This is a genomic window from Ensifer sp. 38_S197 (genome assembly GCF_056924495.1).
This window is the reverse complement of record NZ_JBXOVZ010000001.1, coordinates 2,249,034-2,273,580: the sequence shown is the minus strand read 5'-3', so window position 1 is coordinate 2,273,580 and position 24,547 is coordinate 2,249,034. Positions and strand designations below refer to the sequence as shown.

General features: G+C 63.1%; 23 protein-coding genes. 10 read left to right on the top strand and 13 right to left on the bottom strand.

Features of this window, described 5'->3' with window-relative positions; translation table 11 throughout:
• The first annotated feature begins 95 nt into the window (after positions 1-95).
• From AC1Z3V_RS10465 to AC1Z3V_RS10455, 3 genes are all read left to right on the top strand, one after another.
• A complete protein-coding gene (locus AC1Z3V_RS10465) occupies positions 96-629 on the top strand; it encodes a Spy/CpxP family protein refolding chaperone (protein ID WP_483498665.1) in 534 nt (177 codons plus the stop codon).
• 133 nt (positions 630-762) lie between these two features.
• Positions 763-1,461, top strand: coding sequence for a response regulator (locus AC1Z3V_RS10460; RefSeq protein WP_483498663.1), 699 nt, complete (start codon positions 763-765; stop codon positions 1,459-1,461).
• Between the two features lie 3 nt (positions 1,462-1,464).
• Complete coding sequence (locus tag AC1Z3V_RS10455) at positions 1,465-2,709, top strand: sensor histidine kinase (protein WP_483498661.1); 1,245 nt, start codon at positions 1,465-1,467, stop codon at positions 2,707-2,709.
• 1 nt (position 2,710) lies between these two features.
• On the opposite strand, the gene AC1Z3V_RS10450 is transcribed toward AC1Z3V_RS10455, so the two are convergent.
• Positions 2,711-3,412, bottom strand: coding sequence for a phosphoribosyltransferase (locus AC1Z3V_RS10450; RefSeq protein WP_483498659.1), 702 nt, complete (start codon positions 3,410-3,412; stop codon positions 2,711-2,713).
• 171 nt (positions 3,413-3,583) lie between these two features.
• Here AC1Z3V_RS10450 and AC1Z3V_RS10445 point away from each other — a divergent pair, with 171 nt between their 5' ends.
• Positions 3,584-4,759, top strand: coding sequence for a M20 aminoacylase family protein (locus AC1Z3V_RS10445; protein ID WP_483498657.1), 1,176 nt, complete (start codon positions 3,584-3,586; stop codon positions 4,757-4,759).
• 144 nt (positions 4,760-4,903) lie between these two features.
• Here AC1Z3V_RS10445 and AC1Z3V_RS10440 read toward each other — a convergent pair whose 3' ends face one another.
• The 7 genes from AC1Z3V_RS10440 to AC1Z3V_RS10410 all read right to left on the bottom strand — a co-directional run bounded on the left by AC1Z3V_RS10440 (position 4,904) and on the right by AC1Z3V_RS10410 (position 12,435).
• A complete protein-coding gene (locus AC1Z3V_RS10440; protein ID WP_483498655.1) occupies positions 4,904-6,691 on the bottom strand; it encodes an adenine deaminase in 1,788 nt (595 codons plus the stop codon).
• Positions 6,688-7,608, bottom strand: a complete 921-nt coding sequence (locus AC1Z3V_RS10435) for a nucleoside hydrolase (RefSeq protein ID WP_483498653.1) — start codon at positions 7,606-7,608, stop codon at positions 6,688-6,690. The genes AC1Z3V_RS10440 and AC1Z3V_RS10435 overlap by 4 nt, the downstream gene beginning before the upstream one ends.
• A gap of 5 nt (positions 7,609-7,613) precedes the next feature.
• Positions 7,614-8,642: an ABC transporter ATP-binding protein gene (locus tag AC1Z3V_RS10430; RefSeq protein WP_483498651.1), complete on the bottom strand. Its 1,029-nt coding sequence runs from the start codon at positions 8,640-8,642 to the stop codon at positions 7,614-7,616.
• Positions 8,635-9,414, bottom strand: coding sequence for an ABC transporter permease (locus AC1Z3V_RS10425; RefSeq protein ID WP_483498649.1), 780 nt, complete (start codon positions 9,412-9,414; stop codon positions 8,635-8,637). Before AC1Z3V_RS10425 ends, AC1Z3V_RS10430 begins: the two co-directional genes overlap by 8 nt.
• Positions 9,411-10,238, bottom strand: coding sequence for an ABC transporter permease (locus tag AC1Z3V_RS10420; protein ID WP_173518711.1), 828 nt, complete (start codon positions 10,236-10,238; stop codon positions 9,411-9,413). The genes AC1Z3V_RS10425 and AC1Z3V_RS10420 overlap by 4 nt, the downstream gene beginning before the upstream one ends.
• Positions 10,239-10,342: 104 nt before the next feature.
• Positions 10,343-11,365 (bottom strand): ABC transporter substrate-binding protein, encoded by a 1,023-nt coding sequence (locus AC1Z3V_RS10415; protein WP_247959553.1) that lies wholly within the window; start codon positions 11,363-11,365, stop codon positions 10,343-10,345.
• Positions 11,362-12,435 (bottom strand): LacI family DNA-binding transcriptional regulator, encoded by a 1,074-nt coding sequence (locus AC1Z3V_RS10410; protein WP_483498646.1) that lies wholly within the window; start codon positions 12,433-12,435, stop codon positions 11,362-11,364. The genes AC1Z3V_RS10415 and AC1Z3V_RS10410 overlap by 4 nt, the downstream gene beginning before the upstream one ends.
• Before the next feature lie 468 nt (positions 12,436-12,903).
• Between AC1Z3V_RS10410 and AC1Z3V_RS10405 the strand changes: the two genes are divergently transcribed.
• From AC1Z3V_RS10405 to AC1Z3V_RS10380, 6 genes are all read left to right on the top strand, one after another.
• Positions 12,904-14,448, top strand: coding sequence for an ABC transporter substrate-binding protein (locus AC1Z3V_RS10405; protein WP_483498645.1), 1,545 nt, complete (start codon positions 12,904-12,906; stop codon positions 14,446-14,448).
• Positions 14,449-14,665: 217 nt separating this feature from the next.
• On the top strand, positions 14,666-15,631 hold the full coding sequence (locus tag AC1Z3V_RS10400) for an ABC transporter permease (protein WP_483499634.1): 966 nt from the start codon (positions 14,666-14,668) through the stop codon (positions 15,629-15,631).
• Positions 15,628-16,479 carry an ABC transporter permease gene (locus AC1Z3V_RS10395; RefSeq protein WP_483498643.1) on the top strand — a complete coding sequence of 284 codons (852 nt, stop codon included), beginning with the start codon at positions 15,628-15,630 and terminating at the stop codon, positions 16,477-16,479. The genes AC1Z3V_RS10400 and AC1Z3V_RS10395 overlap by 4 nt, the downstream gene beginning before the upstream one ends.
• Positions 16,476-17,288 carry an ATP-binding cassette domain-containing protein gene (locus tag AC1Z3V_RS10390; RefSeq protein WP_483498641.1) on the top strand — a complete coding sequence of 271 codons (813 nt, stop codon included), beginning with the start codon at positions 16,476-16,478 and terminating at the stop codon, positions 17,286-17,288. Before AC1Z3V_RS10395 ends, AC1Z3V_RS10390 begins: the two co-directional genes overlap by 4 nt.
• Entirely contained in the window at positions 17,282-18,028 is a 747-nt protein-coding gene (locus AC1Z3V_RS10385; protein ID WP_483499632.1) for an ABC transporter ATP-binding protein, read from the top strand. Before AC1Z3V_RS10390 ends, AC1Z3V_RS10385 begins: the two co-directional genes overlap by 7 nt.
• A gap of 192 nt (positions 18,029-18,220) precedes the next feature.
• On the top strand, positions 18,221-18,928 hold the full coding sequence (locus AC1Z3V_RS10380) for an OmpW/AlkL family protein (RefSeq protein WP_483498639.1): 708 nt from the start codon (positions 18,221-18,223) through the stop codon (positions 18,926-18,928).
• A 70-nt stretch (positions 18,929-18,998) separates the two neighbouring features.
• On the opposite strand, the gene AC1Z3V_RS10375 is transcribed toward AC1Z3V_RS10380, so the two are convergent.
• The 5 genes from AC1Z3V_RS10375 to AC1Z3V_RS10355 all read right to left on the bottom strand — a co-directional run bounded on the left by AC1Z3V_RS10375 (position 18,999) and on the right by AC1Z3V_RS10355 (position 24,402).
• Entirely contained in the window at positions 18,999-19,418 is a 420-nt protein-coding gene (locus tag AC1Z3V_RS10375; protein ID WP_483498637.1) for a CBS domain-containing protein, read from the bottom strand.
• Positions 19,419-19,497: 79 nt separating this feature from the next.
• On the bottom strand, positions 19,498-21,633 hold the full coding sequence (locus tag AC1Z3V_RS10370; RefSeq protein ID WP_483499631.1) for a glycoside hydrolase: 2,136 nt from the start codon (positions 21,631-21,633) through the stop codon (positions 19,498-19,500).
• A gap of 29 nt (positions 21,634-21,662) precedes the next feature.
• Positions 21,663-22,661: a glycosyltransferase family 2 protein gene (locus AC1Z3V_RS10365; RefSeq protein ID WP_483498635.1), complete on the bottom strand. Its 999-nt coding sequence runs from the start codon at positions 22,659-22,661 to the stop codon at positions 21,663-21,665.
• Positions 22,662-22,715: 54 nt separating this feature from the next.
• Entirely contained in the window at positions 22,716-23,105 is a 390-nt protein-coding gene (locus AC1Z3V_RS10360; protein WP_483498633.1) for a VanZ family protein, read from the bottom strand.
• A gap of 136 nt (positions 23,106-23,241) precedes the next feature.
• On the bottom strand, positions 23,242-24,402 hold the full coding sequence (locus AC1Z3V_RS10355; RefSeq protein WP_483499630.1) for a glycosyltransferase family 4 protein: 1,161 nt from the start codon (positions 24,400-24,402) through the stop codon (positions 23,242-23,244).
• Positions 24,403-24,547 lie beyond the last annotated feature (145 nt).

The window sequence follows — 24,547 nt, the reverse complement described above, 5'->3', positions numbered from 1 at the left end:
TTACATTTCTTTACATTTGCGCGGAACGCTCGAAACGTTGGCCCGCTAGATTTTCTTCACCGCAGCAACTGCTGCGGACTGAAAGGAGACTGGCAATGGAAAACGAGGACAAGACGCTGGCGAGCCCGGCCGCGGGTGGACCCGCCCCGAAGCGATGGGGCCGACGCCTCCTGATCGGCGGCCTCGCAGCCGCCACGGTTATCGGCGGGATCGGTTTTGCAGCCGCACGCAGCGATTTCGGCTTCGGAATGGGCGGCCACATGATGCACGCATACATGGGAGGTGGCGGCTTTATGGAACACCGGATCGGTTCCATGCTCGATGAACTGGATGCGACGTCCGAGCAGGAAGACAAGCTTTGGGACATCATCGACACGGCGCGCGCTGAGATCAGGCCCACTTTCCGGGACTTCCGCGAGACGCGTGACCAGGTTATCGAACTTCTCGGCTCGCCGACGATCGACCGCGCCGCGGCTGAAAAACTGCGCAGTGAGCGCATCGCAGCCATCGACGCGGCCTCGCGCAAGATGACGACCGCGCTCATCGACGCCGCCGAGGTGCTGACACCAGAACAGCGCGCCAAGCTCGCCGAGCATTTGAAGGAGCGCGGAGGCCACGGTCGGTGGTAAGACTGGCTCAGCTGCTGCATCTTTCCTTGGAGCCGATTTAAGAACAAGAGCATGCAGCGATTTGACGTGCTACGGCGTCTGCGCGCTTCTCATGAGGCGCGCGCCTGAAGGCTACAAAACGGAGCGAGAAGCGATGGTGGAACGGGTCCTGATCGTTGACGACGACACGCGCCTTTCCGCCATGCTCGCCGACTATCTTTCAGGAAACGGTTACACCGTAAACACGGTGGCGACGGCCATGGCGGGCCTTACCGACCTCGGCCGCCGTGCGCCGGACGTTGTCATTCTCGATATCATGCTGCCGGATCTTGACGGCTTCGAAGCCTGTCGGCGTATGCGTTCGGTCTCTGACGTGCCTATCCTGATGCTCACCGCCAAAGGTGAAGAGACAGACCGTATCGTTGGGCTGGAGCTCGGCGCCGACGATTATCTGCCCAAGCCCTTCAACCCGCGCGAATTGCTGGCGCGGTTGAAGGCGATCCTGCGTCGCCGGCACGGGCGTGCGGCCACTTCACGGGCCTTTCGCTTCGGACGGCTGGAGATCGATCCTGGCTCCCGCTCGGTCAGGGTCGACGGCCATGAATGTGCGTTGACCAGCTACCAGTTCGACTTGCTCGTGGCGCTTGCCGAGAATGCCGGCCGCATTCTGTCGCGGGAGCAATTGATGGACATGGTCAAAGGCGAGGAGCTGGATGCATTCGATCGCTCCATCGACGTCCACGTGTCGCGCATCAGGGCGGCCATCGAGACCGATCCCAAGCATCCAAGGCGCATCATCACGGTGCGCGGCGCCGGTTATGTTTTCGCCCGCTTTCAGGACGATGAGAGATAGGCGATGCGCAGCCGGCTGTTCCTGAAGATCTACTTGACACTGCTGGCGAGCCTTGCGGCGGTCGCCATCGCCAGTGCCGCGTTCGTGTGGCTGGGGCAGGACGAGGATGACTCCAGTTGGCAGAGCCAGCGCGCCCGGTTCGTCGCGACGCTTATCCCGCCCGACATGGACCAGCGGTCGATCGAGGAGACGCTGCAGCGTTTTTCAAAGGGCTTAGGCGCCGACATCGCCGTCTACGATCCGCAAGGCAAGCTGATCGCCAATGCCGGTCGGCCGCTACCACCTGACGCGGTAGACGGATCGTGGCCTCATGGCAGAGGCCGGTTCCATACCATGGTGACCGCGTTGCCCGACGGACGCACGGTCGCCGTGCGGATGGCGCCGCCTTTCCGTCCGTCCGGCCGCAATCCGCTCGCCTATCTGGCCTTGATTGCCGGCGTCATCGGGCTTGCAGCCTATCCGGTTGTGCGCCACTTGACCCGTCGGCTGGAACGGCTGCGCGCAGGCGTGGATGCCTGGGGCGCCGGCGATTTCGTGGCGCGTGTGCCCTACGATGGCAGCGATGAGGTTGCGGCGGTGGCGAAGAGCTTCAACAAGGCGGCCGATCATGTCGAGCGGCTGATCAAATCGCATCGCGCACTTCTCGCCAATGCCAGCCACGAACTGCGCTCACCGCTCGCGCGCCTGCGGATGGCGATCGACCTCTATGAACAGGCCCCGGACGACAACCGCAAGGAGGAGATCGTCCGCAACCTCGCAGAGCTCGACACCCTGGTCGAGGAGATCCTGCTGGCAAGCCGGCTCGACCATATCGAGAGGCTCGATGCGCTCGAGCCCATCGATCTTCTGGCATTGGTCTCGGAAGAAGGCGTGCGCAACGGTATCGACGTCACCGGCGTCGCCGCGATTGTCAGAGGCGATGTGCGCTTACTCGGCAGGCTCGTGCGCAACCTCATGCAGAACGCGCGACGCCACGGTCGTCCTCCTGTCACGGCCACCGTTTCGCGAGCAGGCAGCACGGTTGAACTCAGGGTTCGCGATCACGGCCCGGGCATACCGGAGAACGAGAGCACTCGCGTTTTCGAGCCCTTCTACCGCCCTTCGGGACGCGGCGAGGCCTCAGGCGGCTGGGGATTGGGGCTGGCCTTGGTGCGCCAGATCGCTGAGCGCCACGGCGGCGCGGTCCGCTATCAGGCTCCGTCGGACGGGGGCGCCTGCTTCGTCGTATCGCTTCCGGCGCATCAATAACCTAAACGGCACGCCAGATGTCATTCTCGTCGCGCTGAAGCATCGGCGTTTGGAACACCCCGACGACACGCTCAGGCCAATGGGGTGCAAGCTCGGCAAGCGGTTGGCGCCAGCGCTCGGTCTGCAGCATGGCAGCGCCGATCGCGACTGGCGCGATGCCACAGGCCTCCATCAGCGTGAGTCCTGCAACGATCGACGTGCCGCTGGAGATCACATCGTCGATCAGCGCCACGCGTTTCCCCTCAAGCAGCGGCAGCATGCGCGGATCAACATAGAGCCGCTTCTTCTGGTCGGGCGTGGTGATCGAGGAAAGTGGCACCGACAGGTCATCCACGTACCAGAACTTCCGGGACGTCCCGAGCGGCACGTAGCGGCTGTGGCCGAGCTTGCGCGCAACGGCGGAGGCAAGCGTCAGACCGAGCGTCGGCAGGCCTGCGACGACATCCGGTTCGAAGGACGCGAGCTTTGCTGCAAGTTCGGTTGCCAGTCCGTCCTCGACGGCAAAGCTGGCTTGATTGACGATCAAGGAAGCGAGCGCGTGCTTGCCGTCGCCGAGCGGCCGGATCGGCAACAGGATCTGACTGTTATCACCGAGTGTCGCTGGGAAGAAATCCCGATAACCCGCCTGAATGTCGAAGCTTTTCGGTGGATAGATATCCTGCCAGAAGTCATGGGGCTGCATCGGTTTCGTCCTCGTCTGCATGCTTTCGCCTGGAATGATAGGCGATCAAAAAGGCCGCTGGCTGTTCTGGTCCCGGCGGTTTTCGTCTATACCGTTTGCGACTTCGATCAAACCGAAAGGGCACCGCGGGCCGAGCAAAGTGCGCGGAATTCACAAGCCCTTTCACCGGATGAAACATGGGAATGCTTGCCGATGCGCCTGCCAGACGGAATAGCCGACGACCTCACCTTCCTCACCGACTTCCGTCGCGATCTACATGCCCATCCGGAATTGGGTTTCGAGGAGGTGCGCACCAGCGAGCTCGTTGCCAAATGGCTTGAAGAGGCGGGCTTAAAGGTTCACCGTGGCTTGGGAAAAACCGGCGTCATCGGCACGCTGCAGGTGGGCAATGGCACACGCACCATCGGCCTTCGTGCCGACATGGACGCGCTGGCCATGCCGGAAGTCGCCGATCGCCCCTACAAATCCCGGGAGCCCGGCAAGATGCATGCCTGCGGCCATGACGGCCACACCGCGATGCTGCTTGGTGCCGCTCGCCATCTGGCGAAGACGCGCAATTTCTCCGGCACCGTGCACTTCATCTTCCAGCCGGCCGAAGAGGGGCGAGGCGGCGCGAAGCGCATGGTCGAGGATGGGCTCTTCGAGCTCTTCCCCTGCGATGCCGTTTACGGCCTGCACAATATGCCCGGCCTCGATGCGGACGAAATGGCCGTCGTCGCAGGCCCCCAGCTTGCCTCATCGGATAGCTGGCGGCTCACCTTCCGCGGCGTCGGCACCCATGGCGCCAAGCCGCATCTCGGTCGCGATCCGGTGACGGCTGCCGGCACGTTCCTCGCGTCGCTGCAATCGATCGTCGGCCGTGTCGTCGATCCGCTGCAGCCGGCCGTCGTCAGCGCCTGTTCCGTGCGCGCCGGCGACCCGAAGGCGCTGAACGTCATCCCCGATGTGGTGGAGATCGGCGGTACCGCCCGAGCCTATACGCCCGAAGTCCGCGACCAGCTCGAAAGGGAGATCGGCCGGCTCGCACGCGGCACGGCCGAAATGTACGGGATTTCCGTCGATTATGAATTCGAGCGCCGCATTCCGCCTGTCGTCAACGACACCGATGCCAGTGCGCGGGCGTTGAAGGCGGCCCAGACGATCTTCGGTGCAAAGACCCGCACGGCGTTCCCGCCCTCGACGGCAGGCGACGACTTCGCCTTCTTCGGGCTTGAAGCGCCCGGCTGCTACGTCTGGCTCGGCAACGGGCCCGCCGTCGATGGCGCGCTCCACCACAACACTGCCTATGATTTCAACGATGCGGCGATCGGGCCGGGCGTTGCCTTCTGGTCGACGCTGGTCGAGCAGGAACTCGCACGCGCCGCATAGCGCGTACCAGGCGCAGAGACGGAAGGCCGTCCAAAAGCGCCAGATTCCAGACGTTTAGATCGTTTTCCTGAAGCGTGAGGCGAGCTGCTGCTACGGCTTTGCCCCCCGCTTTCATGAGCCCCCCTGGTGGGCAGCTCATGCCGCTCACGCTTCAAGCACTTCCAGAACAGGGCTTTCCATCAGCTTGCCGGTGACGACATCGGCGATGCCGCGGTCGGTCTGGTGCGGTCCTGCATTGCAAGCGAGCGTCGCACCGAAGCAGGCCTTGAAGACCAGATATGGCGGTTGCCAGTCGACGATGCGGCCGACGGCCTCCCGGAGTTCGGCAAAGCTTGCGGCGACCTCTTCCAGTGGATCCTCCGAGACCAGTCCGGCGAGCGGCAACGGCAGGAGCGCGTCGACCTTGCCGCCGGACGCCGCGGCCATACCGCCGCCGGCAGCAATCACTGCGTTGGCGGCAACCGCCATATCGGCCGCATTGCCGCCGAAGACGGTGAGGTTATGGCTGTCATGCGAGACCGTGGTCGCAAAGGCGCCGCGCCAGTGGCCCCAGCCTGACAGGAGACCGACGCGCGGCAGGCTGTCGGCGCGCCCGTGGCGATGCGCCACCGCAATCATCGTCGTACCTTCGGGCGGAACAATGAAACCGTCCTCGACTTCGGCAATGGCTTCGGCCCACTGGGTAAAGCGCGGGCGATCGATGGTCGCGACGCGCACTTTCACGCCATCCGCGCCAATGCGGAAATCGTTCTCCGAAAGCGGGGCGATCTTCATCGTGCCGTGCAGCCTATCCGCAGCGAGACCGGTCAACGGCTCGATCATCCGGCCGGCACTGGCAATCGTCTTGCCGCTTGCGACGACCGTGCGTGCGCGAAATTCGACGAGATCATCGAAGAGCACGATATCCGCCCGACGCCCCGGCGCGATCACACCGAGATCTTGCCGGCCCAGCCGAACTGCCCCATTCAGCGTCGCCGCCCGAAGCGCCCATTCAGCAGGCAAACCATAGCGGACCAACCGGCGAACGACGTCATCAAGACCCCCGGCCTGGGCGAGGTCGTCGGGGAAAACGTCGTCGGTGCAGAGCGTCACCGTCTGTGGAAGATGGCCCAAGCTATTGAGCATCTTGACGAATTCCGGCAGCAAGTGATCGTGCGAGCCGCGTAATTCGATCGACAGACCTGCCCTGAGCTTTTCCATCAGATCATCGCCCGAGACGAGCTCATGGTCAGAGCTGACGCCGGCAGCGACGAAAGCCTGCAAATCTGCGCCCTTAAGGCCGCGCGCATGACCGTTGACCGGCTTGCCGGCTGCGAGCCCCGCCTGGACGATCGCACTGATCCGCGCCTCGCCGTCGATGACGCCGCGCATGTTCATCATCTCGGCGATGCCGCCGATTTCCGGCCAGCTCAGGATGTCGGCGATCACGCCGGCATCGAAATCGGCGCCGGCCCGTTCCAGCCCGGGTGCAGACGGCACGCTGGAAGGCGCCAGCAAGACCGTGCGCAGTGGCAGCCCGGCAATGGCATCCACCGCCCAGCGCACGCCGGCGACGCCGTTGACATTGCCGAACTCGTGCGGATCCCAGACGACCGTCGTGACGCCACGCGGCAGCACTGCATTGGCGTAATTCGCCGGCGTAACCATCGAGCTTTCGACATGCATATGCGTGTCGATCAGGCCCGGAGAAACGAAGGTGCCGCTCGCATCGATGACGGTTGCCGCATCGCGGCGCGCGGCGGGCTCATGGACGCTCGCAATCAACGCTCCGACGATACCGATATCGGCCGGGCGAAGCTCGCCCGTCACCACGTCCACCAGCGTTCCGCCCTGTATCAGAACCTCAAACGGTTCGTCGCCGCGCGCTGCTGCCACGGCTCGAGTGCGGAGCGCCGCATCGATCAGGTCTTGAGGCTGCCGTACGGCACTCATTGCTGCGCCTCCTTCATCAGGGCGCCGAGGATCTGTGCTCGAGTCGTTTCCACATGAGCGTCGACTGCGTATTCAGCATTGAAGGTCGCATGGCTTTCGCGCGTTTCGACGACGGTGCGCCCGCGCGTGAGCGAACCGCCGAGCTCGACATCGATACGCGCACTTCGGAAGGACACGGCTCCCGGATTGACGAAGGCGACGGCGGCGCAAGGATCATAGATCGCCATGCCCGGCCGTCCACGGCGGGTTCCGATCGAGATGTATCCGGCAAGCAGATCGGCGATCAGCACCGCATTGGCGCCGCCGGCCGAACGGATCGGTGCCACGTCGGCCGGGTAGGCGAAGACCTTGCGGCAAAGATCGAGATCGACCATGCGCAGCGGCAAGCCGTGCGCAAGCACGATGGCCAGTGCCTCTGGATCGGCGAAGGCGTTGAATTCGGCGGAAGCCGTATGGTTGCCGCCGGTGACCCCGCCGCCCATCCAGGTGAGATCGGTGATGCGCGCGGCCAGATCGGGGCGGGCAAGGCAAAGTGCGGCGAGATTGGTGAGCGGCCCGAGCGCAAGCACCCGCCTCGGCCCTTCTTGTTCCAGCCAAACGCAAAGCGCAGCGAAGGCATCGCTCGATGGCAACGCATCGGCTTGCGGCAGCGTCAGCCCGGCGGTCGGCATACCGGCTTCGCCGAGGATGCGCTCGGCGGTTTCGAGCTTACCGAGCACCGGCAGGGCGCGGCCTTCATGGATGGGAAAGGCCCAGCCGAAAGCGCGTGCGGCGCCGGCGGCGTTGCGCTTCACCTGATCAAGCGGCGTATTGCCGAAGACAAGGGAGACGCCATCGATGTCTTCGCCGGCATGGAGGACGACAAGCACTGCGGCGATGTCGTCGAAGCCCATGTCCGTATCGATCCAGACACCCATTGACGTCAACCGAACTTCTTGAGGCGCGCGGCCTTCTCGACCGGCAGGTCGAAGGCGATGGCAGTGCCGGTTTCACGCGCTGCGAGCGCGGCATCCTCTTCCGCCTTGATGGCGCCGAGCGGCGTATCGAGCAGATATTCTCGCGTGCTGCCGGAGAAAGAGGCTCCGCACACGGTGCCCTGGAAAGGACCTGAGCCCAGGGACACCATGCGCGGACGCCACGCAAGCCCTGCCGTGTCAGGCGGCAGGGATCCGGAGAGTTCGATCGGGCCGTTGCCGGCCTTGAGCTTGCCGCCCTCGACGGCAAAGATGTTCTCGAAACCGACGAAATCGGCGACGAAACGCGAGACGGGGCGGTTGTAGATGTCCTCGGGCGTACCGATCTGCTCGATCGCGCCGTTCAGCATGACGACGATGCGATCCGCCAGCGACAGGGCCTCGCCCTGGTCATGGGTGACGAAAATCATCGTCACGCCGGTTTCCTTCTGCACACGCTGCAATTCCGTACGCATTTCGAGGCGAAGGCGCGCATCGAGGTTCGACAGCGGCTCGTCGAGCAAGAGCACCTTCGGCTCCATCACCATCGAGCGCGCCAGCGCAACGCGCTGCTGCTGGCCGCCGGAAAGCTCGCCCGGTTTGCGGGCGGAGAATTTCGAAAGGCCGACCGATTTCAGCCCGGCCGTCACCTTGCTCTCGATCTCAGCGGCGGGCAACTTCTTCAGTCGCAGGCCGAAGGCGACGTTCTCGAACACGGTCAGGTGCGGGAACAGCGCATAGGATTGGAAGACGAGGCCCACCGAGCGCTTGTTCGCGGAAACGCGGGTAATATCGGCGCCGTCGAGCTTGATCGCGCCGGAGGCCGGCGAGAGAAGGCCCGCGATCGAACGCATCGTCGTGGTCTTGCCGCAGCCCGAGGGGCCCAGGAACGCCACGAGCTCGCCCTTGCGGATCGAAAGGTCGAGATCCTTCACCGCAACGGTGTCGCCGTAGGCGAGCGTCAGTTTTTCAAGGCTGAGGAAGGCGGCATCAGACATAGCGAGAGAACCCCAGGAAGCGTTCGGCAAGGAAGACGATGCCGATGGACATGAAGGCGAGCAGTGCAGAGAGGGCTGCGACCGACGGATCGTAGGTGATCTCCATATAGGAGAGCATGTCGATCGGCAGCGTGCGTACACCCGGGCCGGAGAGGAAGAGCGACACCGGCACCTGATTGAAGCTCGTGACGAAACCGAGGATGAAGGCAGCGAGAATGCCGCTGCGGATATTCGGCATTACCACCCGGAAAAAGGCGCCGGCGCGAGAAGAACCGAGCAGCACTGCCGCCTCCTCGATATCGGAGCGCAGGTTGTTGAGGCTCGCGGAGACGACGCGCACCGCATAGGGTAGAACCAGCGCCGTGTGCGCCAGGAACAGCACCAGCGTGATGTTGAAGCCGAATGGCACGACGATATAGCGCAAGAGCGCCAGGCCGACGATGATGCCGGGCACGATGATCGGCAGCGATACGATGGTTCTGACCGTTTCGCCAAAGGGCAGCTTGTAGCGCGAAAGCGCGTAGGATGCGGGCACCCCGAGGACGAGCGCCGCGGCGGTACCGCCGATCGCCAAAAGCATCGAGATCGCGAAGCTCTCGCGGAAGCTCTCGACCGTGAAAACCTTGGCGACCCATTGCAGCGAGAAGCCCTGCGGCGGGAAAGCGAGTGTCTCGCCGCCGGAAAGCGAGGCGGCAACGATGATAAAGAACGGCCCGATCAGGAAGCCGATCACCAGGAAGAGAACGAGAGGCGTAAAGACGCGCGGTGTCATCGCTTGTTCCTCGCGGTGGCAAGCCGTTTCAGGAGAAGATTGGCGGCAAAGCTCATGACGATCAGGATGAAGGCGATGACGCTTGCCGAGACGAAGTCGTTAGCGACGGTCACGCGCTGGTAGAGCAGCGTTTCGAGCATCAGCACCTTGGATCCGCCGAGGATCGCCGGCGTGATGTAGGCGGTAAGCGAACCGGTGAAGACGAGCGTGCCACCGATCACGAGGCCTTCCTTGGTCAGCGGCAGGATCACCTTGAAGAACACCTGAAACCAGTTGGCGCCGAGAACACGGGCAGCCGGGATTGCATCCTTCGGCATGTTTTCGAGCGCGCTGATCAGCGACAGGATCATCAGCGGCAGGAAGAGCTGCAAGAGGCCGATGAACACGGCCGTCTCTGTAAAGAGGAAACGGATCGGCTCGTCCGAAAGACCGACGAGCTGGAGCGCCTGATTGACGATGCCGGTGCGGCCGAGAATGACGATCCAGGCGTAGGTCCTGGCAACCGACGAGATCATCAGCGGCAGCACGACGAGGCCGATCATCTGTCCCTTGCTGCGCGGCGTCAGATTGACGATCGCAAAGGCCGCAGCATAACCGATGACGGCCGAAACGGCGGTGACCACCAGGCCGAGCCGGAAGGTGCGCAGGAAGACGGTACGGTTCAGCGGATCGGAAAAGAAGTTCGTATAGGCGACAAGCGACCAGCTATCGGCATTGCGAAACCCTTCCGCCAGCAGGATCACCACCGGTGCGAGAAAGACGATCGCCGCAAAGACCGCCGCCGGCAGAGCGAGCGCCAGGGCTTCGGCGCGGTTCTGGAACATCCTTCTTCCTTTCAAGGCATTCCTGGGCGTGTGTCCTTGCGCCCGTCGCATGAGGTCTCCACCGGCGATCAGTGCCCACCGGTGGAGGTATCAATTGCTCAGGCTTACTGGCCGACCTGTGCGTTCCATTCCGAGAGCCACGCCTCGCGATTGTCGAGGGCGACGGCGGACGGGATGAGCTTCAGGTTCTTCACGGTCTCTTCGCCGTAAGTGAGGTTTTCCGCGATCTCGGGCGAAACCTTCACGTCCTTGTTGGCCGGGCTGTCGACCAGCTTTTCGGCAAGCGCGGTCTGGATTTCGGTCGAAAGCCAGAAGTCCATGAACTGCAGCGCGAGCTCCTGGTTCTTGCCGCCCTTGGTCAGCACCATCACGTTCATGCCGCCGGTCTGTCCTTCCTTCGGCGTCGCCCACTTGATCGGCAAATCGAGCTTGGTGAAGCCTTCCCAGGAGAAGCGGCCGATCGGTGCCGCCCAGATCTCCTCCTGCTGCATAAGCTGCACGAGCTGCGAGGACTTGACGTAGAACGTGACGATTTCGTCCTTCTTGGCGCCGACGGCAGCGATCGCGTCCTTGAGATCAGGCGTGTTCTTGCCGAGCGCTTCGCCGACCATGTAGAGCGCCGGCGGGCCCTGGTTGGTGGTGACGTTCGGGAAGGCAACGTGGCTGGCATTCTTCTCGTCGAGAAGATCGGCCCAGGAGTTCACCTCCATCTTGTCCGAGCGATAGACGATCGAGGTCGCATAGAAGGTGTAGCCGACGCTCATGCCGTCGCCGTTCGGGTCCTTGGCAAGGTCATAGAGCTTGTTGAAGTTCTGGAGCTTCGAGGTGTCGATCTTTTCGATCAGGCCGGCGCGGGAAGCCGAAAGCGCATCCGCCATCGAGACCACTGCCATGTCGACGACCGGGCTTGCCTTGTTGGCTTCCATCTTCGCTAGGCGCTCGACGCTGTTGCCGGTCTCGACGACGAGCTTGCAGCCGCATTTCTGTTCGAACGGCGTATAGACCAGTTCCTTGAAGGCATCCTGGGCAAAGCCATAGACGGAAATGGTCAGCGTCTTTTCCTGAGCAGACGCGGCTGGGGCGGCGACGAGCAAGAGCGCGCTCGAGGCAAGCAGAAACTTTTTCATGGCTGGTGTCCTCCTTCGGTGACGGATGTGGCTGTGGTGGCAGTGGCTTGGATCGGTTGAGGTGGTGCGGCAGCCGATTGCCGGACGACCAGGTGCATCGGCACCTTGGCCTTTTCGGCAGTGACCGGTGCGCCGATTTCAGGATCGGACGGGTCGCGCTCGCGGATCGCCTTGACCAGCGCTGCGACGGCGATGGCCGCGATCTCGGTCATGTCCATGCGCGCGGTCGTCAGCGCCGGCGTGATGACCGGCGACCAGATGAGGTCGTCGAAGCCGGTAACGCTCGCCTTCTCCGGCACGTTGATGCCGGCACGCTGCAGTTCGGTCAGCGCCCGAAGCGCATGGAGATCGGAAATGCAGGCAAAGGCGGTGTAGCCTTCCGCCACCTTTTTGGCGAGCCCGAGCGGACAGCCCTTGCCAGCCACTTTCTCCAGCGGCTCGATCCAGAGCGTGTCGGTGTGGAACCCCTCGCCGAAGACCGATCGAATGCCGCCGGCGCGGTCGTTCTGCACGTTCGAGGCGGGATTGTTGCCGATGATCAGTACGCGGCGGTGCCCGAGCGCCTTCAGGTGCTCGGCAATCTGCTGGCCGCCGCCCCAATGGTCGGCGGCAACCGTGTTGCCCGGTGTTGACGGCGTATCGATGACGGCAACCGGACAACCGACATCGGCGATGCGGGTGCCCCGCCTAGGCACGATGACCAGGCCATCAACGTCGCGATCGATCAATCGCTCGATCGCCTTGGTCTGGGTCGAGACGTCACCGCGCGAGTCCGCGATCAGCACGCCGTAGCCGGAGGAGGAAGCGGCGAGTTCGATCGCCTGGGCAATCTGCGGGAAGAGCGGATTGGCGATATCGGGGAGTACGAGGCCGATGACGGCGGTGCGGCCGGTGCGCAGCGCCCTGCCCGCCTGGCTCGGCACGTAACCGAGCTCGGCAGCCGTGGCGCGGATCTTTTCCACCATTTCGGCGGAAACGCGTCCCTTGCCCGAGAGCGCGTTCGAAACCGTGGCCGCGGACACGCCGAGCGTTCTGGCAATCCTCGTCAGTTTTGGTCCGGAACGCGCCAAGTCAGTGGTTTCCGCTATCGCGTGATTAAACGATTAATCACGCGATATATCAGAATCCCGGGACCGTCGAATCCTTTTGTCGACTCGTTGCATTTTACAATTTTCGAGTGAATCTCATTGTGGACGGCAATCAACCGGTCATCTAGTCGGCTGACCGCGTTTGCGGACAGCGACCTTTCACGGCGACAGACGAACAGAAGGCGACGATTTGGGCGCTAACCCGTTAAAATTCAAAGAGGCTTATCATCGCATACTGATATATCTGGCAAGCGTCGCTGATAACCTCCATCGGAAAGGCCTTCGCCACGAGGGCAAGGCAGCGGGTACAATTTTCAACTTCGGCAAATAAATGGAACCAATTTACCCACTAAATTACTAGGGAATAAGTATGATGCATCGCAATCGTCCGATGCGTACAATCGGTAGCGACGCGAAACACGCGACAGGCATAATGCAGGAGTTTGGGACATGACTGGCAATATCATCGGCTTTGGCAAGACCAAGGGACACAGCCTCCGGGCACCGGGCTCAACGCTCGCCGCCGCCACGCTGGCGCTCGCTCTCTCGTCGAGCACAGCCGTCTTCGCCGAGGACGCGAAGTTCGACCCGAACGCCTCGATCACGATCGGCTCGCTCTATGAGCCGCAGAACCTCGACAATACTGCCGGCGCCGGACAGGGCATCAACGAGGCCTTCAACGGCAACGTCTATGAAGCGTTGTTCACGCTGACGGATGCCGGCGAAGTCCAGCCTGGCCTCGTTGCCGAGCAAAACGTCAGCGATGACGGCCTCACCTATACCTTCAAGCTTCGCCCCGGCGTCACCTTCCACTCCGGCGATCCGCTGACGGCTACAGACGTCAAATACAGCATCGAACGCGTGACGGCCGAGCAATCGAAGAGCTCGCGCAAGAAGAGCCTCGCGACGATCAGCGCGATCGAAACACCGGACGACCAGACGGTCGTCGTCAAGCTCTCGGAGCGCTCGATCTCGCTGCCCTACAATCTGAGCTACGTCTGGATCGTCAACGATTCGGCGAAGGATCTGAACGCGAGCGAAGACGGCACCGGCCCCTATCGCCTCGAGGAATGGCGCCGCGGCTCGTCGCTGGCCTTGACCCGCAACGACAAATATTGGGGCACGGCGCCCACCAACGGCGAAGTCGTCTTCCAGTATTTCACTGACGCAACCGCGCTCAACAATGCGCTCCTGACCGGCGCAGTCGACATCATCACCAGCGTCCAGAGCCCGGACTCGATCGCCCAGTTCAAGGACAATCCCGACTTCACCGTCACCGCCGGCCAGTCGACCACCAAGGAACTGCTAGCCTTCAACGATCGCGTCGCCCCCTTTGACAACGTCAAGGTCAGGAAGGCGATTGCGCGCGCCATCGACGACAAGAAACTGCTGACGTCGATCTGGGGTGAATACGGCACGCTGATCGGCTCCTTCGTTCCGCCGACCGATCCCTGGTACGTGGATCTGACCGCCGTCGACGCCTATGACGTCGAAAGCGCCAAGGCGCTCTTAAAGGAAGCGGGTTTCGCCGACGGCTTTACCTTCAAGCTCGACACGCCGAACTACGATCCGCATCCGATCGTCGCGCAATTCATTCAGAGCGAGCTCGCCAAGGTCAATATCAAGGTCGAGATCAACGTGATCACCGCCAACGAGTGGTACACCAAGGTCTACAAGGCGCATGATTTCCAAGCGACGCTGCAGGAACACGTCAACCACCGCGACATCGTCTTCTACGGCAATCCGGACTTCTACTGGGGTTACAACAACCCCAAGGTCGTCGACCTGATCAAGGCCTCGGAAGCAGCCGCCACCACCGACGAGCAGACCGCCAAGCTTCGGGAAGCCAACACGATCATCGCCGAGGATGCCGCCAGCGATTGGCTCTACCTCTACCCGCAGATCGTCGTTTCGAGCTCGGCTGTGTCGGGTTATCCGGTGAACGGGCTGAACTCGCAATTCTTCGCCTACGGCATCAAAAAGAGCGAACAATAAGCCGCCGATCTCCGCTTTTCACGGCGACAAGGGCCCCTGGATCGGATCTAGGGGCTTCTGCGTTCCGCGAGCATGGCTTGGCTTCATCCGAGACGTTTCAGCCCGCCACACACAGGCTCGGCTAAAGTGAGGCCCTTGCTCTAGCCTCTCTCGCCGTTTTGATGCAAAAGCCAACATCTCTGATCACGGTCCCCCGTGAGAAGAAAGGAATGCAGCCATTCTCACCTATCTCGTCCGTCGCTTTGCCATTCTGCTCCTGTCGCTGCTGATCGCGGCGGCGGTGCTGTTTGTGTTGTTGCGTCTGCTGCCCGGCGATCCCGCCAATGCGCTTCTTTCCGTTGGCGCCGATGCCGCGCAGATCGAGAAGGCCCGCGAACAGGTCGGTTCGAACCTGCCGCTCTGGCAGCAGTTCCTGCGCTTTGCCGGCAGCCTCGCCCGTTTCGATCTCGGCACGTCCTTCGTCAGCGGCAAGCCCGTGACCGAGGAGATCGCCGCGCGGCTGACCGTCACCGTGCCGCTGGCGTTGATGGGCTTCTTTCTTGCCATTCTGATCGCCGTGCCACTCGGCATCCTCTCGGCAGTCAAGGCCAACCGCTGGTATGGCGGGCTGATTTCGACCGTGTCGCAGCTCGGCATCGCCATTCCCGTTTTCTGGGTCGGCATCCTGCTCGTCACCGTCTTTGCGGTCACCTTCCGTTTGTTCCCGTCGGGCGGTTTTCCCCGGCGCGGCTGGCAGAACGAGGGGCAGGTGCTCTATGCACTCACGCTGCCGGTCATGACGATCGGACTCGTCATGGGCGCGTCATTGCTGCGCTACGTGCGCTCGGCAACCCAGGACGTTCTCGGCAGCGACTATCTGCGCACCGCGCGCGCCCTTGGCGCCAGCTTCCCGGAAGCCCTGATCCGCCACGGCATCCGCAACGGCGCGGTGCCGATCGTCTCCATTCTCGGCATCGAACTCGCGACGACACTGCTCGGAGCCGTCGTCGTCGAGCGCGTCTTCGCGCTGCCGGGCTTGGGCTCGATGCTGCTGCTCGCAATCGAACAGCGTGACTATCCCAACGTTCAGGGCGTGCTGTTCATCTCCACCCTGCTTGTGCTTCTGATCGGTTTCGCCGCCGATCTTACCCAGCGCCTGATCGATCCGCGCCTGCGCGAACGCGCCGTCGGAGGCCGCGCATGAGCCCGGCCGAGACATCCGTTTCCACGCGACAGCGCCGGCATTCGCTGGCACTCACCATCGGGCTCGTGCTCGTCGGCATCAATCTCGCCGTGGCGATGCTGACGCTGTTCTGGACGCCTTATGATCCGTTGAACGCCTCGGGCGGCCGGCTGGAGGCGCCGTCGCTCCTGCATTGGCTCGGAACCGACCGGCTGGGACGCGACCTGCTCACACAGTTGATGATCGGCGCGCGCACCGCACTCCTTGTCGGCACCGGCGCTGTGGCGATCGGCGCCATGATCGGCGTCAGTCTCGGCGTGCTCGCCGCCTTCGCCACGCGCCTTGCCGACGACGTGATGGCCGCAACGCTCGACATTCTGATCGCCTTCCCGACCCTGCTTTTGGCAATGCTGGTGGTGGCGGCAAGCGACAGCGCCAGCCTCTGGACTGCGATCCTGGCCCTTGGCCTTGCCATCTCTGCCATCGTCGCGCGGCTGACCCGCATCCTCGCCAAGCGGGTGCTCCGGCAGGACTACATCATCGCCTCGCGCACGTCGGGGACATCCTGGGTGGGCGTGGTTTTCCGCCATGTGCTTCCGAACATCTGGCCGACGCTCTCGGTCAACTTTGCCCTGCAGTTTGGTCTCGCCGTTATCGCCGAGGCATCGCTTTCCTATCTCGGCCTCGGCGCGCCGCCACCGAACGCCTCCTGGGGGCGGCTGCTGCAGGAAGCCCAGGGCACGGTCTACACGGCGCCGATCGGCGCGATCGCTCCCGGTATCGCTCTGGTCGCGCTCGTCATCGGCATGAACCTTCTTGCCGATGGCCTGCGCGATGTCGCCGATCCGACACGCGGGAGATCGCGATGACAGCGCTTCTCGATATCCGGGGGCTCACGATCCGCGCCAACGACAAGCCGCTGGTGTCCGATCTCTCCTTCACGATCCGCCCCGGCGAGCGCATCGGACTGATCGGGGAGTCCGGTTCCGGCAAGTCGATGACCGCCATGGCTGCGACCGGTCTGCTGCCGCCCTCGATTAGCGTAACCGGTTCGATCGAACTCGACGGGCAACAGGTCGTCGGCGCCACAGACAGGGTCATGAACCGCTTGCGCGGTGTTGCCGCTGCTGTCGTGTTTCAGGAGCCGCTGACGGCTCTGGACCCTCTGATGAAAATCGGCCGGCAGATCGCCGAGCCGGTTCGTCGGCGCCTGGAGCGCGAGGGCGGCAAGGTAACGACGGAAGTCATAAACCGCGAAGTCCGCGACCTCATCGACAAGGTGGCATTGCCGCAACCCGAACGCATCGCGAATTCCTATCCGCATGAAGTGTCCGGCGGTCAGCGTCAGCGGGTCGCCATTGCCATGGCGCTCGCCTGCCGCCCAAAGCTGCTGATCGCCGACGAACCGACGACGGCGCTCGATGTCACCACGCAAGCAGAAATCCTCGCACTTCTCGACCGCCTGGTTCGCGAAACGGGCATGGCACTGCTGTTCATCAGCCATGACCTGCCCGTCGTTGCCCAGGTCGTGGAGCGTGTCATCGTGCTGCGCAATGGTCTCGCAGTCGAGGAAGGCGCGGTCGGCACGGTCTTCGGCAAGCCTCGGCACGATTATACCAAGACCCTGGTCGAAGCCGCCCGCCTGTTCGACGAAGCGCTGGGGACAACCGGATCATGATGCTCGATCTTCAAAACGTCAGCTTCGGCTACTCGCGCCAGCAGGCCACGCTCAACGACGTTTCGCTCTCGGTCCGTCCCGGCGTGAGCGTCGGTCTCGTCGGCGAGTCCGGATCCGGCAAGACGACGCTTCTACGCCTCATGCTCGGGCTCGTTCGGCCGACGAGCGGCACCATCCATTTCGGCGACGCACGGCTCGACCCCGGCGACGGCGCCTTCATGCGCCGCTATCGCCGCGCCGTGCAGCCGGTGTTCCAGGACCCCTATTCGTCGCTCGATCCACGCCAACGTGTCGTCGACATCATCGCCGAACCCCTGCGCTCGCTGCGTATTCCGGGAGATCGGACAAAAGCGGTCGCCGAAGCGCTTGAAGCGGTCGGCCTGCCACTCGACGCCATGCAGCGCTATCCGCACGAATTCTCCGGCGGACAGCGCCAACGCATCGCCATTGCCCGCGCGGTTGTCGCCGGTCCGCAGATCGTGCTGGCGGACGAGGCGGTCAGCGCGCTGGACCTTTCCACCCGCATCCGCATCGTCGAGTTGTTCAAGACGCTTGCGGAACGAGTGACGCTGGTGTTCGTCTCCCACGATCTCGGTGTCGTCGCCGCGCTTTGCGAGGAGATGGTCATTCTAGAGCGCGGCAAGGTGGTTGAAAGCGGCAGGACCCGCGACATTCTGACCGCACCTAAGCACCCCTATACGCAGCGGCTGCTTGCCAGCATTCCGCGCATGCCGGCCTGACAAGGGCTTGGGATAATCATCTTGCGTCAAGGCGAATCCCCTTTCTCCCCAAGGACTTGGTTATTCGCGACTGCATTGATCCAGGACAACCCCTGAGACACCCGTCTTGAGCATAGTGCCGCCGGCCGCAGGAGTGCTGCGGTCGAACGCCCTGACCGGCGATGTTCAACTTCTTCTGGGGGTCCGGAAATCATGCCTACTCGCGCCATCTTGCCATCTGTCGTCTTCTTCGCCACGCTTGCGGCGCCGCTCGCAATCGCGACGGCGGCGGATCTCGCCGAGCCGAGTGTGGTCGCGGCGCCGGAACTGCCTCTCGCCAGCGAACCGGGCCCATGGATGATCCGCGCCCGCGCGCTGGCCGTCCTGCCCGACGACAAGGCTTCGCTCGATCTGAACGGCATGGCACTTAACCGCGAAAAGGTCGGGGTCAGCAATTCCGTGGTGCCCGAGCTCGACATCACCTATTTCTTCACCGACAACATCGCGGCCGAACTGATCCTCGGCACGACGCCGCACACGGCACGCGGCAGTGGCTCGATCGCAGGTCTCGGCGAAATCGGCAAGGCGTGGCTGCTGCCGCCGACCCTGACGCTGCAATACCATTTCAACGCGACGGAAACGATCAAGCCCTACATCGGCGCCGGCGTGAACTACACGATGTTCTACAACGAAAAGCCCCGCGGCGACTTCTCGAGCTTCAACATGAAGAACACCTTCGGCGTGGCGCTCCAGGCCGGCGTCGACATCAAGCTCGACGAACATTGGGGGCTGAACTTCGACGTCAAGAAACTGTTCCTGGAACCCGAAGTCAACGCAACACTACCCGGCGCAGGCGCGGTGAGCGGCAAGGTCAAGCTCGACCCCTGGCTGATCGGTACGGGCATCAGTTACCGCTTCTGATCCTCTCCGGACCGATCCAACAAAATCGTCTGCGGCGCCGACGACGGCGCCGCGGTCGTTATGTCGGATCTCAGAGGTGATGGGCAGAAACTGCCCGGGCGAGTTCGCCCGACAGTCGCCTGCTGCTCGCATGCGATATGTCGCCGAGCGACAGCATGCCGACCATGCGCTTGTCCTGGTCGATCACGGGAAGGCGCCGGACCTGTTTCGCCTCCATCAGATGGACGGCGTGCTCGATCGTTTCGCTCGTACGACAATAGACGATATCCCTGGTCATAACGTCGCGCGCCGTCATCGAAGCAGGATCGCGCCCATTGGCGAAGGCACGCAAGGCGATATCGCGGTCCGTGACCATGCCGATCAGGCGGTCGTTTTCGCCGACGGGCAAGGCGCCGATATCCTCATCCCGCATGATGCGCGCGATCGTCTTGAGATCGGTGTCGGGAGAGATCCAGCGAGCCCCGGGATGCATGGCTTCCGATATTCTCATTGTAACCTCCATTGCATGAAAGCGGCGGAGCGTAGGCCGACATCGTGGCCATTCATTGATCCGGGGCGACGGTAGATCTCTATCGCAGCTCGAGAAGGAAATAGGTCGTCGGGCCGGAGGGAACATCGTTTGAGAGACGGAAGGTGACGGCGCCCTTCCCGTTCACGACCGGCGGATGCACGGTGCCATCGAGGCCGATCGGCGAAACGCTCCAGCTCTCGGCACTTCGCGCGAGCGAAAGGTCGGCATAGCCTGCGCGGATCCGGACCGGCAATCGTCCGAAGTCCTCGATCACCTTCTCCTCCGCGTCGCGAAACGTCATATCGGTGTTCTGCGCATCGGTCGCCAGGATCACGAGGAAACGACGGCCCGTCGCCAGCGACGCGTCCGCGCCGAGCGCCGAAAGCGCGACGAGCCCGTTGCCATCGGCCCTTTCGATGCGCAGCACGCCGAGATCGATCGGCTCCCGCAGTGACGAATAGGCTGCGGCTTCGGTTGCCGCCGTTGCCACCCGCAATTGTCCGGCAAAACGGTTCAAGAAGATCTCGCCGGTGCTACTCTGGTAGAGGCCGGCATCGATGTTCGTGCCATTGTCGCTCGCGAGCGCGCCGCTTTGGCGCAACGTGTCGAGAACCCCTTCGCTGCTTTGCTGGCGTGGTTGCAGCACGGCCGGCACTTCGCCGAGGCGCTTCAGGTCTTCCAGACCGATCCGACCGATCAGCGCGAGGTCCGTCAGATGCTCCGGTTCGCGCGCCTGCATATCGTCGGAAAGATCCTCTTCGCCACGTATGGCAAACGGGACAGTCAGGTCCGATGTTGCAACATCGCCACGGCGGTAAAGCAGCGCCGCCAGCGTCTCGCCGGCGCGAGCGACCGGATCGAGCGCGATGGCGTAGGGAAGCATCGCCTTCTTATGGGCGTAAGGTTCGCCATAGGAGAGAACGATCGGGCCGTGACCATGACGGCAGAGCGCGTCCCAGCCTTGCAGCGCCGCGTAGGCCGGCATCGCCAGCCCCGCCTCAAAGCGGTAGCGGTTCCAGAAGAGGTGATCATACTCGCTGATCACGAAGGGTCTGCCGAGCCAGCGCGCCGCCGCGATCATCCGGATATAGTTCACCCCGTCGGCAATGGAGCTTACCTGCGTGATTTTGCTTCCCGGCGCGTAGCCGCTCACCCAGTCGTGATAGGTGTTCATGGTCACGGCTTCGAGGCCGCGCCGGCTGAGCGACGCCTGGATCGTCGGCCAATTGTTGTAATTGCTGATCAGACCGCGGTAGCCAAGCCCGCGCAAGACCTCGCTCATGCGCGCGGTCGCCGCCCGTTCCGTCTCGACGAAGAAGGCCTGCAGATCGCGCAGCCGTGGGCTGTGGACATAGCGATCGGCCGGGAGCTCGACCGATCTCGCCTCGATCGTCTCGTCGGAGCGAAGGTCGGGCCACGCCTTGGCCAAAGCGTCGGTGGCGCCATAGCGTTTGGCCAGCCAGCTATTGAACGGCTTTGCGAGCAGCGGATCGTAAGGCGCTCGTCGGGGCCGATCGTGAACGACGGCGTCGAACTCCATCCCGTTCTCGTTGGCGAGGACGACGACCGCCAGGGCATCGTCGCGGATGGGCGCGACACCCGTATAGGGGTTCACGCGCCCAAGGATCGTCTCCTGCATGCGCTTCCAGTGATCGAACGCCCGGTCATCGACAAACAGCTCGAGCTTGAGGTTTCCTCCATCGTCCCAACGATCGTCAAAGCCGCCATAGGCGCCGCGCAGCGACGAGAGGCCATCGATCATCCAGTAGATGCCGTTCCTCTTCAGCGCCGCCAGTAGATAGTGGATGCGGTCGAGCGTCTCGGGGTCGTAGTCGAAATCCTTGTCGCGGCCGAACATCAGGCTGGCATCGACGAAATGCAGGCGGGCAAGATTGTAACCGTGCATCGCCAGTTGCCGGGCGTAGCGGTCGGCGGTGTCGTGATCGGGAAATCCGCCGGAGGCCGGGCTCCAGGCGAGCGAAGCGCAAAGCATTCTTTCGGGTTTTTCCGGCGAACGCGCGAATGCGAGCCGGCCATTGGCGCCGGCGACGAGACGATGATCGGCGTCGATCAAGGCATTCGGCAGGAAAGAGGAGAAATCGAGCGGGCTGTCTTTCCGAAGCTCGAGCGAAACTTCACGTACCGGCAGCCACTGATCGGATGCGTGTACGCACGGGCCGAATGCCAGAAGCATCGCTGCCGTGGCGAACAGGGCTCGCGTGCTCACGCCAGGGCTCCGAGCAACTTGCTCTCGATCGGCGCATCGGGCTTGCGGCGCGCCCTGAAGAAGCCGACGGGCAGCGCCGCCGCATGGAAGAACCAGGCGACGACCGTATAAAGTCCCATGCTAAGCCCCCCCTTGCGCAAGCTCATGAGCCCGATGACGCCGGCAAGGATTGCGAGGACTGCGGCGAGAGCGAGGGTCTTGCTGGGCATGAACAAAAGCAGACCAAGCGATGCTGCCCACCAGAGATAGACCAGCGCCCAGAGCTTGAGTTCCGGCAATTCCCTGATGAGCTGGAAGAAATAAGGCTGGCCGATCGAAGCACGCAGCAACTCGCCGATGCCGAACAGATACTTGCTTTTCCAACGCCGAACGAGAAGCCGGTAGGAATTCTCCGTATGGCCGAAATGCCGAACGAAGCGCCGGTCGAGGCGATGCAGCTTCCAGCCGGCACTGCGCAACCGGATGCCGAGGTCGAACTCTTCATAGCCATGGAGATTGCGGTCGGAGAGATAACCGACGGCCTCGATCGCCGCGCGCCGATAGAGGCCGCCGCCATTCATGCGGTCGATCGCCCCGATGCGGTTCTCCGGCGCATTGCGCGTGACCCGCCGGGCAAATTCGAGGTTGGACGTCAGCATCTCCTGCACGTGACCGGTGACGCCTGCGACCTCGGGGTCATCGGCCAGGAATGCCTCCGCTACCTCGAGAAAGTCGTCGTCCAGCAGCATGTCGCCATCGAGCAGGCAGATGTGCTCGTGGCGGGAATACTGGAAGCCGAGTTGGGGACCGATGCCGCAGCTTGGTCGCGCCGGCGGACTGATCTGGGCGATCACCACCGGGTAGCGCGAGGCGATCTCGATGGTCCGGTCCGAGGAGCCGCTATCGGCGACGATGACCTCGCCGCCGACAGTTTCGAGCGCCTTGAGCGCGCTCTCGATGGTGGCAGCGATGCGCTTTTCTTCGTTCAGCGTCTTGATGATGACGGATACTGCCAATTGATCCCCCAATATCAGCAGTGCGTTCGCAACGCGTTCAGGTTGTCGTTGATACTAGCTGCGATATTTTGCGTTTTGGTTTATCCGCCCCAGCAAAGCGAGCAGTTGCGGCCGATAGCGGACGACGAGCCACCCGGACAAGACGCCGCAGGCACCGCCGAGAAGCTTGACGGCAACATCCGTCACGCGCGCATGGCGATCCGCGGAAATCATCTGCAGGAGTTCGAAGCCGATCGCGGTGGCGAGCACGAGAACCAGCACGCGCCCGATCTGTCTCGGATAGGCGATCGCGAACAACAGTCCCAGCAGGCCGAAAGCGCCAAACCGCTCGAGATGCACGAGATGTCCGATGCGCGGCCGCAACTCGAGGGGCGATATCGTCGAATAGGCGATTACGGCAAATAGGATCCATGCGAAAAGGCCGGCAGCGCGTTTGAGGTTCATTGTCAGCTTGTCTTCCAGGCGGCGTGCAAAGCACGGCAATCGTCGAACGGTCCACGACCGCGCCCACCTGCTCGTTCGAAAGGCCGGGCGCCGTCGCACTTAGATTGGCAGGGATCCGGCGAACGTGAAGGTCGGCCTACTTTGCCAGCAATGCGCTATACACTGCCGCGGTCTTTTGCGCCACGTTTGTCCAACTGTAGGTAGCTTCCGCATGAGCCGCCCGCTCGCGCACGTCGTCGTCGCTGAGCGGTGCGGCAAGCTTTGCGGCGATGCCGGCTGCAAGTGCATCGATGTCGCCAAGCGGAAAATACTCGTCGGGCGCAAGATCCAGTTCCCGGTTGGGAACGATATCGCTTGCCAGCAGGGGAAGGCCGTAGGCCATTGCCTCCAGCAGGGCGATCGGCATGCCCTCATGGCTTGAAGGCAGCACGAACAGGGCGGCATTGGCGAAGAGCTCCGCCAGCCGGTCGCCGGACTGGAACCCCGTAAGCACCACCCCCGGCACCTCGCCGGCGAGGGTCCTCATCTCCCGGACATAGGGTGTCTCAAACTCCGCGCCGCCGGCGATAACGAGCCGGACATCCGTCAAGCCACATTTCGCGAAAGCTCTGATGAGATCGAGCTGCCGCTTCTCCGGGACCAATCGTGCGGCAAGCAGGATGTAGCGCCGCGGCGCCAGGCCAAATTCGTGGAGGATGCCGGCATTGCCGGACGGCGGCGTAATCGCGACCCCATTCGGCACCAGCGCCATCGACACACGATGACGCGCACGCATCGTCTGAACGATATCCTGCGATATCGCCACGCGCCCATTCGAGAACCGCATGCCGAGGAACTCGCCAAGCTTCAGCGTCCGTCTGGCGAAGGCGCCCCATTTCTGCCGGTCATAGTCGTAGCCATGATGGGTGACGACAACCTTCAGTCCGAAAATGCGCGCAAGCGGCGTCATCAAAGCCGGGCCGATGGCGTGGATATGCAATACGTCCGGCCGCCGCCAGGCGGCAAGACATACACCGAGAAACGTGTGAACGAGCGCCTCCAGAGCCATCCGGCGTGGCGACCAAAGAGGGATGACCTCCACCCCGTTCCAGGCGTAGCAGTCGCCGTCCTGAAGATAGCGCCGACGCCCGACGACTTCGACATCCCAACCGTGGCCCAGAAGGTTGTCGGCGAGCATTTCGACGTGCTTTTCGACACCGCCCTGCACGTTCGGAATACCGCGCAATCCCAACATCATCACGCGCTTGCGCTCGCCTCTGGCTGCAACGGCTCCACTCTGGGCCGGGCCCCGACGCATTCCAGACAGAGCCGCGCCGCGCCGCGGCATCTGTCCGCGTGCCTCGGACAACCCGGATTGTGCGATCTCCTGTGCAATCACCGGCTGCTGGTGGTGACATCGCGAGACATCAGAGTTACTGCTCATGCGCCGCCTCGAAGGTTGT